This is a genomic window from Pseudomonas sp. Irchel 3F3 (assembly GCF_900187545.1).
GTDB classification, from domain to species: domain Bacteria; phylum Pseudomonadota; class Gammaproteobacteria; order Pseudomonadales; family Pseudomonadaceae; genus Aquipseudomonas; species Aquipseudomonas fortuita.
Window position 1 is genome coordinate 72,564 of record NZ_FYDS01000017.1, and the last position, 13,632, is coordinate 86,195.

Sequence of the window (13,632 nt, forward strand, 5' to 3'; positions counted from 1 at the left end):
TCGTCGGGTGCGCGGGATGCTTGAGGGGTTTTTCGAAAAAAAAATGCTGGCATGGGGCCAGCCCCGAGAAATCAAGGGGTTAAGGGCATTTTATTGGCGTCAAATTCCACTCCCAAGCACACTGAGCATCACCTACCAGCCTCCACCTGTGGGAGCGGGCGCGCCCGCGAACACCGGCAAAGCCGGTGCCATACACCGAGTCGCCTGCTTCGCGGGCATGCCCGCTCCCACAGAAGCTGCGCCATGCCACAGCATTTTGCAGGCAAAAAAAAGCGCCAGGCGTTGGCCGCCGGGCGCTTCGGGGGACTGCTGAGGGATCAGTCGCGGTACAGGATGGCCGAGCCCCACGACAGGCCCACGCCAAAGCCGCTGATCGCCACACGCTTCCAGCTGCCGTCGAGCATGTGCTTCTGCAACAGCAGCGGCACGCTGGAGGACACGGTATTGCCGGTTTCCAGCATGTCCTTGACGAACTTCTCCGGGTGTTGCTCTTCGAAGCGCCGCGCCACGGCGTCGACAATCGCCGCACTGCCCTGGTGGATGCAGAACGCATCGATATCCGACGACTTCAGGCCGCTGGCATCCAGCAGCTCGTGCAGGTGCGCCGGCACCTTGACCAGCGCGAAGTTGAACACCTGGCGGCCGTTCATGAAGAATTTGCCGTCGGTCACTTTCAGGTGCTCGGCACCGGAGCCGTCAGTGCCGAAGCGCGCCTGACCCAGGTTCCATACGGCGCCTTCACCCATCCAGGTGGCTGTGGCGGCATCGCCGAACAACATGGTGGTGTTGCGGTCTTCCGGGTCGACGATCTTCGAATACGGGTCGGCGGTGATCAGCAGGCCGTTTTTCAGCCCTGCAGCTTCCATGAAGCCTTTGATCGCATACAGGCCATACACATAGCCGGAACAGCCCAGCGACACGTCGAACGCCGCCACGCGGGTAGAGAGACCGAGCTTGCTCTGGACGATGGCTGCGGTGTGCGGCAGGCCTTCTTCGTCACCGTTCTGGGTGACCACGATCAGCGCATCGATCGACTGCGGATCCAGGTCAGGGTTGCTGGCGAACAGGGCCCGGGCGGCTTCTACGCACAGATCGGAGGTTTCTTGCTCTTCGGCCTTGCGCGGCAGGAACGACGCGCCGATCTTGCCGAACATGAACTCTTCGTCCTTGCCAAACTTCGCACCCTGGACGTAGTTGTCCAGGCCAGCGGTAGGCACGTAACTCGCGATGCTTTTGATGCCAATCATTCTGGCTTCCCAATGAAAACAGCCAAAGACCACCACTCGATGAATTGAGGGCGCCAAATACCGGGGCGTCACCGCCAGGGGTTGAAGGCAGAGCTCACCTGCGCACCGGTAACAAAATGCTGCAACAGCTGCTGCATAGAATACAGGGAAGATGATCGTTTTGACTCATTGGTCACATTGAAATGCTACGAAAGCCGTGGCGAGGGCGTGGAGACTGGGGAATTCGGGGAATGACCAGGCGGACACAAATCCCTGCAGGAGCGGCCTTGTGCCGCGAAAGGGCCGCAAAGCGGCCCCGGCGATCTCAGCGTTAATGCAGAATGCCAAGGCTGCTTTCGCAGCCCTTTCGCGGCACAAGGCCGCTCCCACAGGGCATTCCCAGCCTGATGGAGCAGCAAGACAGATCAAAGCTTGTTGAACAGGCTCAGTTGCGAAATGCGCGAGAAGGCCAGTTGTGACGCCTCCAGCATGGCCTGCTGCAAGGTCAGGGTGATGGCCGCCTGCGACATGTCGGTGTTGCCGATGGCGTTCTGGGTGGTCTTGTTGGCCAGGCCCAGGCTGGTGTTCTCCTGGCGCTGGATCTCCAGCGAGTTGCCACGGGCGCCGATCGAACCACGGGTGATATCGACCTGCTCACGGGCACTGGCCAGGTTGGCAATCGCCGAGGCCGCCGCATCCTTCAGCGCATTGGCCTGGCCTACTCCCGTTACCGGCGTATCCAGCGCAGCACGCAGCTGGCTGAGGGTTTCCAGAACATTCTGGTTCTGGTGCGTATTGGCGGTGACCGCAAACTGGTCACCCGCCTCCGGCGAACCGGTCACCTGGTAGGTCACACCTGCCACCGTCAAGGCTGGCGCGGTGTAGGTACCCGTGGCCACGGCCTTGCTGTCAGCCGTCAGCGGCTGGGCGTAGAGCTCGTAGGCGCCGGGCCCGGTGAACTTGATCACAGCCCCGTTACTGGGGAAGGTGCTGCGATACGCCGCTTGGTCGGTCACGGTGCTGCTGGTGATCTGGGCGCTGGAGGTATTGCTGGCGTTGCGGGTAGCGTTGAACGAGTCCGGGCGCGCCGCCAGGGAAAACTCGCGCCCTGCCACCGCGGCGTCGGCGTCGGCGCCCTCCTCCACGGTAACGGTGATTTCAAACTCGACGCCACGCAGGGCAATGCTGTTGGCGCCCTCGGTCTTGCTGTCGAAGGTACCGTTGGTGGCGGTTTCAGACGTGATGTCCCTGCCACTTGCATCGGTGATGGTGTACTGGGTCGCGCTGGTGAAGGTCAGCTTGTACGGCTGGCCGGCAGTAAAGCTGTTGTTGTAGGTGGTACTTGAGGTCATCAGGCCAGACGATACCCCGACAACGCCATCGTCAGTTGCCGGTACCACCAGGGTCGACTGCGTGCGGCTCTTGTTGCTGGCGGAATCAAAGATGGTGAAGCCGGTGTCGTTGGTGGCCAGATTCAGGGTGTCGGAGACCTGCAGACTCAGCTGGGTCTGGTCACCGTGATAGCTGTAGGTGCCATCGGAGTTGCGCACATAGGGTGGCGTGGTGCTCTTGGAGCCGCCGAACATGTAGTCGCCGTTGGCATCGCGCGAGTTGAGCAGGCCAAAGATGTTGGCCTCGATCTCTTTCAGCTCGGTACTGATGGCCACACGGTCAGAGTCGGTAACCCCAGGGCCGCCAGCACGGATCGCCAGCTCGCTGGCGCGCTGCATGGTGTCGTTGATGGTGGAGAGCACGCTCTCCTCCTGCAGCAGGGCGTTGCTCACCGTGTTGATGTTGCCGCTGTACTGGTCCAGCAGCGACTGCTGCTGTTGCAGCAGCAGCAGTCGCGCCGCGCCGACCGGGTCATCGGCGGCCGTCTGGATACGGATACCCGACGTGACCTGATCGTTGGTCTTGTTCATGGTGGAGAAGTTCTTGGAGTAGCTACTGGCGCTGGCCTCATAGAACTGAGCAGTGGAAATACGCACGAGAGTCTACTCCTTACAAGGCATTGATCAGGGTGCTGAAGGTTTCTTGCGCCGCCTTGATGATCTGCGACGACGCCGTGTAGTAGTGCTGGAACTTGACCAGGCTGGCCGCCTCGTCATCCAGGTTGACCCCGGATACCGCACTGCGGCTTTCACTGGCGCTCTTGAGCACCGCCTCGGTCGCCGTGGTATCGATGGTCGCCTGGTTGGCCTTGGCACCCACGCGCTCCACCAGCGAGGCATAGGCCGACGTGAAGCTGGTGCCACCGCCGGACCCGGTGTTCACCGTCGACTTGGTCTGCAGGCCCAGCAGCGCCGTTGCGTTGCGGTTGTCGGCCTTGCCGTCGGCATTGAACGACAGGGTAAAGCTGTCGTTGGCCGCCGGGCTGCCGCCGATGGTGGTCTCGACACTGAACGTGCGCGGGTTGCCGCTGCCATCGAGAATCGGCTGCCCAGCCGCATCGAGCATTGGCACGGCCACCGACAGTTTGTTGTCCGTTCCCGGCACCACGCTGCCGGTGCCGATCTGGGTGCCCTTGGCATCGAACAGCTTGTAGCCTTGTGAGCCACCACTGGCAGCGTCGAACACCACGCGCACCGGCATCGAGTCGCGAATAGACTGCTGGATCAGTGCGGTGTCGGCACCGCCATAGATATCCAGCGACTGGCTCAAGGTAGGCTGGGTAATGGTGCCGGTGCCGCTGTTGCCGCTACCCGAGGCGGCGCTGATCGGCCCGGCAAAGGCCAGCTTGTTGGCATCGGTCAGGGTTGTGGTGATGCTGCCTGCTGCGGCACGAGTGGGGATGACCTTGAAGCTGTCGCCTGCCGCCAGGCCACCGCCTTTCAGCGACAGGCTGAAGCCGTCGATGACCGGCGCCGGGTCGGCGCTGAGGTCAAAGCTACCCATGTCGGTGCCGTCGGAGCGGCGTACGCTGTACTGGTTGGCGCTGGTGAACTTCACCTCGTAGTCGTAGGTGGTCAGCGCGCCGCTGTTGGCAATGGTCACGTCCAGGTTGCCGGAGCCGGTGCTGTTGCTCGACGAGGCCAGGCTGCGCTGGGCAACGGCAGTGGCGCTGTTGATGCTGGAGAACAGCGAGCTGCCGAACTGGCCATTGGCATCCAGGCCCTGCCCCAGCTGGCTGTTGATGCTGTCCGAAACCACCAGGGCTACACGGCCCAATTCGTTCATGGACGGTGTCAGCACGTCCTGGCGGTAGCGCACCAGGCCGCCGATCGCGCCACCGGTCACGACCGAGGTCACGTCGGAGCTGAACGACTCGTAGTTGATACGCAGGCTGGCCTGGCTCTTGTCGGCAGTACCCGGTTGCACCGACAAGGTGTTGGCCTTGTTGCCGGTGACCAACGACTGGCCGCTGCCCAGGTACACGTCGTAGTTGCCGTCACGCTCCTGCACGGTCACGCCAACCAGCTCGTTGAGCTGGCGTACCGCTTCGCTGCGCGCATCCAGCAGGCTGTTCGGCGTGTTGCCAGTGCCCGAGGCCGCCGCGATCTGCTTGTTGTACTCGGCAATGCTGGCCGTGAGCTTGTTGACCTGCCCAGCCATGGTGTCGAGCTGGGAGTTGATCGTTTCGTTTTGCTGGGTCAGCTGGGTACTCACCGCGTTGAAACGGTTGCTCAGGGTTTGTGCCTGGGTCAGCAACAGCTGCCGGGAGGCAACGTCACCGGGCTTGGCCGCTGCCGTCTGCAGGGCCGAAAAGAACGCCGTGAGGACCGAGCTGATGCCGGTATCGCGATCGGCCAGCAGCTTGTCGATGCTGGTGATCTGGTCCTGGAAGGCAACCGAGTCCGCCTGCAGCGAAGTCGCGGTCTGCAGTTGGTTGTCCAGGTAGGAGCTGTAGATGCGACGCACGTCCGACAGCGTGGTACCGGTACCCAGGAACCCCGCGCCGATGTTGTGCGAAGGCCCCGCCGCCTGAATCGTCTGCTGGCGCGAATAGCCACTGGTCGCGGCGTTGGCGATGTTGTTACTGGTTACCGACAAGGCCGCCTGGCTGGCACTCAGGCCACTCAGGCCGATGGAAATCAGGCTCGACATGATTTAGTCCTTTTATAGATTCGTGGTTCTGCCAGCCATGGCGTATTGCGGGGTTGTCTGCATTTGCTGGGCGATGCTGATGATCTTCTTCGCATAGCCCGGGTCGGTCGCATAACCTGCCTTTTGCAGCTCTCTTGCAAACTGCTCAGGGTTATCGGCCGAGGCCAACGCATCTTGATAGCGAGAATTGCCCTGCAGCAGGTTTACCAGGTCGTGGAAGCTGTCCTGGTACGAGTCATAGCTGCGGAAGGCTGCGGTTTCCTTGACGAACTGGCCATCACGGAACTCGCTGGTGATCGCCCGTGCCTGCTCACCCTGCCAGTTGCCGGTGGCCTTGATGCCGAACAGGTTGTGGCTGCTGCTGCCATCGGTATTGCGCATCACCGATTTGCCCCAGCCGGTTTCCAGTGCGGCCTGGGCCACCAGGTAACGCGGGTCGATGCCAATGCGCTTGGCGGCCTGCTCGGCCATCGGCAGCATGGTGGCAACGAATTCGTCACTGTCGGCAAAGGCCTTGTTCGGCGCCAGCGGGGGCTGGGCCACGGCGCGGCCGACAATGCGCAGGCCGTTGTCCGGCACAGCGAAAGCCTTGGCCACCTGCTGGCCGTCACGGGCAGGCACGGCGGCGGCATTGGCACTGGCGGCCGATGGCACGATACCGGCCAGCAGGCGATCGGTGAGTTTGCTCGGCAAGGCCAGGCGCCGCGAGTTGAGCGCAGCGACGTCGTTGCGGGTGCTGACCGAGTCCGTGGCATGCACCGGCTCCGCCACCTTGTTGCCCCACAGCGCCGGGCCACTGGCGTCGGCACGCGGGAACGGGCTGGTGTTGATCGACGCACTGCGGCCCTTGGTCAGCTGGCGCACCAGCACATCCTGCAGGCCGATACCACCACCTTCGCGGGACATGCTCACGGCCAGCTGCTGGTCGTACATGTCGCGGTACTGCTTGACCGTTTCGGTGTTCATCGGGTTGTCATCGGCCAGCACGTCGCTAGCCTTGCGCGAGGCCTTGAGCATTTCGCTGATGAACAGCGACTCGAACTCCTGTGCCACCTTGCGCACGTTGGCTTCGCTGTCGCGATCACCGTGCTTCAGAGCACTCAGGCGGTTGAGGTCGGTATAGGCACCGCTGTCGGCACTGCCGGAGACCTGGCTTTTGATATTCATCCGCGCCGTCCTCAGATCACGATCAGGTCGGCCTGCAAGGCGCCGGCCTGTTTCAGGGCTTCGAGAATGGCCATCAGGTCGCCGGGCGCCGCGCCCACCTGGTTCACCGCCCGGACGATCTCATCCAGTGTGGTGCCTGGGCCGAACTTGAACATTGGCTTGGCTTCCTGCTCGGCGTTGACCCGCGAGCGGGGCACCACGGCCGTCTGGCCATTGGAGAAGGCCCCCGGCTGGCTGACGATCGGGTCTTCGGTAATGGTCACGGTCAGGCTGCCGTGGGTCACCGCCGCGGGCGACACCTTGACGTTCTGGCCGATGACAATGGTGCCGGTACGCGAGTTGATGATGACCTTGGCCACCGCCTGGCCCGGGTCGATTTCGAGGTTCTCGAGGATCGACAGGTAATCCACGCGCTGGCTGGGGTCCATAGGCGCACTGACCCGCACCGAACCACCGTCCACGGCCTGGGCCACACCCGGGCCAAGCAGCTCGTTGACCTTGTCGACGATACGCTTGGCCGTGGTGAAGTCCGGCCGATTCAGGTTCAGGGTCAGGCTGTTGCCCTGATTGAAGCCGCTCGGCACAGCCCGTTCAACGCTGGCACCACCCGGAATACGACCCGCCGACGGAACGTTGACGGTGATCTTCGAGCCGTCACGGCCTTCGGCGTCAAAGCCACCCACCACCAGGTTGCCCTGGGCGATGGCGTAGACGTTGCCGTCGATACCCTTGAGCGGGGTCATCAGCAGGCTGCCGCCACGCAGGCTCTTGGAGTTACCGATCGACGACACGGTAATGTCCACCACCTGGCCGGGCTTGGCGAACGCCGGCAGGTCGGCATGCACCGACACCGCCGCGACGTTCTTCAACTGCACGTTGCCGGAGCCGGCCGGCACCTTGATGCCGAACTGCGACAGCATGTTGTTGAAGGTTTGCAGGGTGAACGGCGTCTGGGTGGTCTGGTCACCCGTGCCGTTCAGGCCCACCACCAGGCCGTAACCGATCAACTGGTTGGAACGCACGCCAGAAATGCTGGCGATGTCCTTCAGGCGCTCTGCCTGGGCACCGAAGGCACAGGACAGGAGCAGGGTTGCGGCAATCAGCTGCCTCACGTTGAACATGGTCATCCGTACTCAGAAAGGCCAAAGCGGGCTGATGAAGAAGCGGTCCAGCCACCCGGGCTGGCTGGCATCGGCGAACGAGCCGGTACCGGAATAAGTGATGCGCGCGTCGGCCACCCGGGTAGACGGCACGGTGTTGTCGGTGGCGATGTCATCAGCGCGGATCATGCCGGCAATGCGCACCAGCTCCTCGCCGGTGTTCAGGGTCAGCCACTTCTCGCCGCGCACGGCGATAATGCCGTTGGGCAGCACTTCGGCCACGGTCACGGTAATCGAACCGGTCAGGGTGTTGCCCTGGGTGGCCTTGCTGTCGCCCTTGGTGGCACGCTCGCCGTTGTACCCGGCCTCCAGCGACAGATCACCACCGCCGAACGGGTTGTTGGTGTTCGGTGTGCTGCCAAACAGCGAGGTCAGGCCGATATCGGCCTTGCTGTTTTTCTGGATCTGCGAACCTGCGTTCTTGCTGGCCGAGGTTTTCTCGTTCAGGGTGATGGTGATGATGTCACCCACCCGGAACGCCTTGCGGTCGCTGTACAGGTTCTGCTCGAAACCGGCCTGGTAGATGGAACCGTTGTTGGCCGCTGCCGGTAACGGGGTGCGCGGCAGTACCGGCGCGTAGTACGGGTCGTTGGGCTTGGGCGTCGGGCCGACGCAACCTGCCAGCAACACCGCCCCCCCCAGGGCGAACACGGACAACAGACGATTCATGGTGCATACCTCACGGGTGTAACGAAGCGACAGGGCTTAGAGCTGTTGAGTCACGAACGACAGCATCTGGTCGGCGGTGGAAATGACCTTGGAGTTCATCTCGTAAGCGCGCTGGGTGGTGATCATGTTCACCAGCTCTTCCACGGTGCTGACGTTGGAGTTTTCCAGGGTCTGCTGCTGGGTGGTACCGAAGCCGTTCAAGCCCGGTGTGCCGACTTGCGGCGCACCACTGGCGGCAGTTTCCAGGAACAGGTTGTCGCCGATGGCCTGCAGGCCAGCCGGGTTGATGAAGTCGGCGGTCTGGATGTTGCCGATCACCTGCGCAGCCGGGTTGCCGGCGGTGGTGATCGATACGGTGCCGTCCTGGCCGACGGTGAAGGTTTGCGCGTCGTTCGGCACCACAACGGCAGGCTCGAGGGCGTAGCCATTGGCGGTGACGATCTGGCCGTCGGAGTTCAGGTGGAAGGTGCCGTCACGGGTGTACGACACGGTGCCGTCCGGCTGCAGAATCTGGAAGAAGCCACGGCCGTTGACCGCCATGTCCAGCGGGTTCTCGGTGGTTTGCAGGCTGCCAGCGACGAAGCTTTTTTGCGTGCCGACAATGCGCACACCGGTACCGACCTGAAGGCCCGAAGGCAGCTCGCTGTCCTGGGTCGACTGCGCGCCAGGCTGACGCTTGATCTGGTAGAGCAGGTCTGCGAATTCGGCGCGATCACGCTTGAAGCCGGTGGTGGAGACGTTGGCCAGGTTGTTGGAAATGACCGTCAGGTTGGTGTCCTGGGCGGACAGGCCGGTTTTAGCGACCCAAAGAGCCGGAAGCATGTAGTTTCTCCTCGTGCGCCTGTTTTACGGCACCCGTTCAAAAGTGATTAGCCGATTTGCAAAACCCGAGCCATGGCTTCGTCGCCTTCCTTGGCCGTGTTCATCATCTTGACGTGCAGTTCGAACTGGCGAGACAGCGCCAGCACCGAGGTCATTTCCTCGACAGCATTGACGTTGCTGCCTTCCAGGAAGCCCGACACCACCCGAACGTTGACGTCGGCATCGGCCGGTTGGCCAGAAGCGGTATGGATCAAGCCATCCAGCCCTTTTTGCAGGCCTTTGGTGTCTGGGTTGACCAGCTTGATCCGGTCGACCTCGGCCATTACGCGGGGGTCTTCACCCATGGAGCGAATGCTGAGGGTGCCGTCGGCACCCACCTCAACCTTCTGCTCTGGCGGGATGGCAATCGGGCCACCGTTGCCGATCACCGGCATGCCGTTGCCGGCACGCAGCACACCGAGGGCGTCGATGTTCAGGCTACCGGTACGCACGTAGGCTTCGCTGCCGTCCGGGGCCTGCACGGCAATGAAGCCCTTGCCGGTCACGGCGACATCCAGGTCACGCCCCGTCTCGACCAACGGGCCCTCGCTGAAGTCGGTGGCCGGGCGTTCGGTCATGGCAAAGGCGCGCGCCGGAAAGCTGTCGCCGAACACCGGCATCGAACGGGCCTGCTCCAGGTCACGCTGAAAACCGTTGGTGGAAATGTTCGCCAGGTTGTTGGCGTGGGCCTTTTGCGCCAGCGCGTTCTGGCTGGCGCCGGTCATGGCCACATAAAGCAACTTGTCCACAGTATCTCCTCTGCGCGTCGCTGCCGCGCTGTCACTGGCCAGGTCCGAAGCAATAATCGAACCAAGTCTGAAACCGCCTGTTTACAGGGGCTCCAGCGCAGCAAGGGGCAACAAACGTCAGTTTGTCGGCGGAAGTTTGCCGCCTGCGGCAAGGGCGTGCTCAGAAGGTGCGGCAAGCGGCGTTGTTGTAGGGGCCGGAATGGCGTACCCAGCCCTCGCCCGGGTTGTTGGCAGAGCACAGGTAGCGGCCGGTGGCCAGGCTTTGCCATTGGTAGAACGGGGCGGGAGCGGCCGAGAGCGGCAAGGCCATGGCCAGGAGGGCGGTGAGCATTAGCCGTTTCATGGGCGTGAACCTTGAAGAACCTGGGGCCGCTTTGCGGCCCCAATTACAGACAAAACCACACTAGCAGGCGGCCATCAGGTCATCTGAATGATGGTCTGCATGATGGTGCTTTCGGTGGAAATGGTCTTGGCGTTGGCCTGGTAGTTGCTCTGCGCCTTGATCAGGTTGACCAGCTCACCGGTAAGGTCGACGTTGGAGTCTTCCAGCGCACCGCCAGTAATCTGGCCCAAGGTACCAGTATCCGGGGCGCCGATCACCGGCACACCCGAGCCATAGGATTCTTTCCAGCTGGTGCCACCCACCGGGGTCAGGCCCTGCAGGTTGGCAAAGTTGGCGATCGCCACCTGGCCGATCACCTTGTCCTGGCCATTGGTGAAGTTGGCGAACATATTGCCGCTTTCGTCGATGGTCAGGCCCGAGAGCTCACCCGTGGCAAAGCCATCCTGGCTCTTGGCAGTGGTGGCGGAGGCTGCGTTGTACTGGGTGGTACCGAGCATGTCCAGGTTCACCCCGGCGACGTTGGCGGTAGCGCCGTTGGCGCTCCACACACCGGCGGCGTTCTTCTGTGCCGGGATCCAGTTGTCGAGGGTGAAGGTCTTGTTGGCCGCGATGGTCATGCCACCGGCCACCGGGCCTGCCGTCATCGAGGCAGAATCCAGGGTGCCGTCAGACTTGAACGGCAGATTGTTGGCCAGCGGCGTGGTCGAGGCCGGGTTGGCAGGGTTGCGCCCGTCGATGGTGGTGTACATGGTCCAGGAGTTGCTGGTGGCGTCCTTGACGAAGTACTGGTTCAGCTGGTGCGCGTTACCCTGGCTGTCATACACGTCGGTATTGAACGTGTAGTTATAGGTGCTGGTATTGGTCGGATCGAACGGCGTCTGGCTGGGCGCAGTCGCAGTGGAGTTGAGGTTGACGTTCTCGGAGATGCGCCCGGTCGGGTTGGGCGTCAGGTTCGAGGTGTCGATCTGCAGGTTGGTCAGCACGCCCTGGACGATCTTACCGTTGGCATCCACTGCATAACCTTGCAGGTTGGCGCCCGACGAGTTGACCACGTAGCCGTCCTTGTCGCTGTAGAAAGCACCGGCACGTGTGTAGATCTTCGAGCCGTTGTCGTTCATCACGAAGAAGCCGTTGCCATCGATGGCCATGTCCAGCGCCTGGCCGGTGCCATTGATGTTGCCCGGCGTGAACAATTGCGACACAGCGGCAGTCTTCACACCCGTGCCGACCACGTTCTTGCCGGCACTGGTGCCGCGGATGGAGTTGGAATACTGGTCGGCGAACTCGGCGCGCGAGGACTTGAAGCCAGTAGTGGCAACGTTGGCAATGTTGTTGCCGGTAACGTTCAGGGCCTTGTTCGCTGCATAGAGGCCGCTAAGGCCGGTATTGAAAGACATGTGTAACTCCTGTCGTTTTGCTCAGGCCCTAGATGCCGATGCTTTGGATTTTGGAAAGCGCAACACTGCCCAGCCCAGCCAGGTTGAGCGTCATCTCAGAACCGTTGGTGCCCATGGTCACACTGGTAACGGAGGCCGGCAGGTTGGTGGTCATGGCCGTGGCCTTGCCGTCGATCGAAGCGGTGGCCTTGAAGGTGTAGGTACCGGCTGGCGCCGCTTCGCCGTCGTCGTTCAGGCCATTCCAGGTAAAGTCGACCTTGCCGGCTTTCTGGGTACCCAGGTCGAGGGTGCGTACCAGCTTGTCATCCTTGTCGTAGATGCCCACCGAGGTGGCGGTGCTGGACGACGTCAGGTTGACCGTGCCTTTCATATCCTTGCTGGTGTCGACCACAGCCTTGTCGGTCTGGACAATTACATTGCGCCCGACCAGTGACGAGGCCTGCAACGCCTGGGAAGACTGCAACCCTGCCGCGATATAGGTCACAGAATCGTTCAGCGACTGCATGCTCTCGAGGCTGCTGAACTGCGCCAGCTGCGCCACGAACTCGCCGTTTTCCTGTGGATCGAGCGGGTTCTGGTTCTTCATCTGGGTAACCAGCAACTGCAGAAAAGCATCTTTGCCCAGCGCGCTGCCGGCAGCGCCGGTGCTGCTGTCGGTCTTCGACGTCTGCTTCTGCAGCGAGGTCAGGTACGCGCTGCTGACGTCAGAGGTGGAATTGGTGGTGGTCATGTCGGCTTCCTATCACTGCCCCAGGGTCAGGACTTTCTGCATCATGCTCTTGGCCGTGTTCATCAGCTCGGCGTTGGTCTGAAACGCACGGCTGGCGGAGATCATGTCTGCCATCTCCTCGACCACATTGACGTTCGGGTAATAGACGTAGCCGTCCTTGTTCGCCGCCGGATGATTGGGCTCGTAGCGTGCTTCCAGGGTGCTCTGATCCTCGACGATGCCTTTTACCTGCACGCCCTGCCCTGCTTCGCCCTGGTCTTCGAACAGCGACTGGCTGCTGCCGGCTTGCGCATCCTGGAAGGTGGTGGCGAACACGGGGTGGCGGGCGCGGTACGTCTGGTCGATGCTCGAAGAAACGGTTTCGGCGTTGGCAATGTTGGAAGCGACGGTGTTAAGGCGCGTGTTCTGCGCGCTCATGCCGCTACCGGCAATATTGAAGACACTGGAAAGGGACATGGTCATTCTCCCCGCAGGGCCGATACCAGCCCTTTGAATTTGCTGTTGAGCAAGGTGAAGCTGGCCTGGAAGCCAATGGCGTTTTCGGTGTAGTTCGATTGCTCGATCTGCGCGTCCACGGTGTTCTGGTCGATCGACGGCTGCAGCGGCGTGCGGTACTTGAGGGTATCGTCGGCTGCGATGGCGAGGCCTTCGGCTTCGATGTGGCGGCTATTGGTGCGATCCATGGCGAAACGGCCGCTTTGCTGCTTGTCGCTTTCGGCGGCCAGCACAGAGGCGAAGTCCATGTCACGCGCCTTGTAGTTGGGCGTGTCGGCGTTGGCGATGTTGTTGGCCAGCACTTCGGCGCGCTGGGCGCGGAAGCCCAGAGCCTTTTCGTGAATACCAAGCGCCTTGTCGAAGCTGATGCTCATGTCGGGGAAACCTTCGGAGGTTGACCGGAATATCGTTGAGCAAGGTATAGCAAGGGCTGTGCCAACCCATGCAAAGCCCGCAAATACGGGGCTACGAGGCGCAGTGCTGTCAGGGTGATGCCAGAAAAGCGGCAAAGGCCTTCCGCCCACGGCGGCGAAAGCGGCAATTGCCGGGCGGCAAATGCGGCAAATCAAAAAATTGACGTCAGGGATTTTCCTGTGCCGGCCCCTTCGCGGGTAAACCCGCTCCCACAAGGACCCGTGCAAGGCCTGAGGGCGGCACCGAACCTGTGGGAGCAACTGTCTTCTTGTGGAAGCTGGCCTTGCCGGCGATGGGGCGAGTAGCGCCCCAAGCCCGGCTCTGCCGGGCATCGCCAGCAAGGCTCGCTCCTACGAATGAGCTATTTGCTCCTTCCA

At 62.2% G+C, this 13,632-nt stretch carries 13 protein-coding genes; all 13 read right to left on the reverse strand.

Going from position 1 to position 13,632, the window contains the following annotated elements; genetic code table 11:
• Positions 1-317: 317 nt before the first annotated feature.
• The 13 genes from CKW35_RS26630 to flgB all read right to left on the reverse strand — a co-directional run bounded on the left by CKW35_RS26630 (position 318) and on the right by flgB (position 13,215).
• Positions 318-1,247 carry a ketoacyl-ACP synthase III gene (locus CKW35_RS26630; protein ID WP_016488455.1) on the reverse strand — a complete coding sequence of 310 codons (930 nt, stop codon included), beginning with the start codon at positions 1,245-1,247 and terminating at the stop codon, positions 318-320.
• 404 nt (positions 1,248-1,651) lie between these two features.
• Positions 1,652-3,214 (reverse strand): flagellar hook-associated protein 3, encoded by a 1,563-nt coding sequence (locus CKW35_RS26635; protein ID WP_060519389.1) that lies wholly within the window; start codon positions 3,212-3,214, stop codon positions 1,652-1,654.
• 13 nt (positions 3,215-3,227) lie between these two features.
• Complete coding sequence (flgK, locus tag CKW35_RS26640) at positions 3,228-5,270, reverse strand: flagellar hook-associated protein FlgK (RefSeq protein ID WP_016488457.1); 2,043 nt, start codon at positions 5,268-5,270, stop codon at positions 3,228-3,230.
• A gap of 12 nt (positions 5,271-5,282) precedes the next feature.
• A complete protein-coding gene (flgJ, locus tag CKW35_RS26645) occupies positions 5,283-6,437 on the reverse strand; it encodes a flagellar assembly peptidoglycan hydrolase FlgJ (protein ID WP_060519386.1) in 1,155 nt (384 codons plus the stop codon).
• 11 nt (positions 6,438-6,448) lie between these two features.
• The gene (locus tag CKW35_RS26650) at positions 6,449-7,558 is read right to left on the reverse strand and encodes a flagellar basal body P-ring protein FlgI (RefSeq protein WP_024717755.1); all 1,110 of its coding nucleotides are present in this window, start codon (positions 7,556-7,558) and stop codon (positions 6,449-6,451) included.
• A 12-nt stretch (positions 7,559-7,570) separates the two neighbouring features.
• Positions 7,571-8,266: a flagellar basal body L-ring protein FlgH gene (gene flgH / locus CKW35_RS26655; protein WP_016488460.1), complete on the reverse strand. Its 696-nt coding sequence runs from the start codon at positions 8,264-8,266 to the stop codon at positions 7,571-7,573.
• Between the two features lie 36 nt (positions 8,267-8,302).
• The gene (flgG, locus tag CKW35_RS26660) at positions 8,303-9,088 is read right to left on the reverse strand and encodes a flagellar basal-body rod protein FlgG (protein ID WP_012273525.1); all 786 of its coding nucleotides are present in this window, start codon (positions 9,086-9,088) and stop codon (positions 8,303-8,305) included.
• A gap of 47 nt (positions 9,089-9,135) precedes the next feature.
• The gene (locus CKW35_RS26665; RefSeq protein ID WP_016488461.1) at positions 9,136-9,876 is read right to left on the reverse strand and encodes a flagellar basal body rod protein FlgF; all 741 of its coding nucleotides are present in this window, start codon (positions 9,874-9,876) and stop codon (positions 9,136-9,138) included.
• A 160-nt stretch (positions 9,877-10,036) separates the two neighbouring features.
• A complete protein-coding gene (locus CKW35_RS26670; RefSeq protein WP_024717754.1) occupies positions 10,037-10,219 on the reverse strand; it encodes a hypothetical protein in 183 nt (60 codons plus the stop codon).
• A 74-nt stretch (positions 10,220-10,293) separates the two neighbouring features.
• Positions 10,294-11,616 carry a flagellar hook protein FlgE gene (gene flgE / locus CKW35_RS26675; RefSeq protein ID WP_095117252.1) on the reverse strand — a complete coding sequence of 441 codons (1,323 nt, stop codon included), beginning with the start codon at positions 11,614-11,616 and terminating at the stop codon, positions 10,294-10,296.
• Positions 11,617-11,644: 28 nt separating this feature from the next.
• Positions 11,645-12,346, reverse strand: a complete 702-nt coding sequence (gene flgD / locus CKW35_RS26680) for a flagellar hook assembly protein FlgD (protein ID WP_016488464.1) — start codon at positions 12,344-12,346, stop codon at positions 11,645-11,647.
• Between the two features lie 12 nt (positions 12,347-12,358).
• On the reverse strand, positions 12,359-12,802 hold the full coding sequence (flgC, locus tag CKW35_RS26685) for a flagellar basal body rod protein FlgC (protein ID WP_024087485.1): 444 nt from the start codon (positions 12,800-12,802) through the stop codon (positions 12,359-12,361).
• 2 nt (positions 12,803-12,804) lie between these two features.
• Complete coding sequence (flgB, locus tag CKW35_RS26690; protein ID WP_016488466.1) at positions 12,805-13,215, reverse strand: flagellar basal body rod protein FlgB; 411 nt, start codon at positions 13,213-13,215, stop codon at positions 12,805-12,807.
• Between the last annotated feature and the right edge of the window lie 417 nt (positions 13,216-13,632).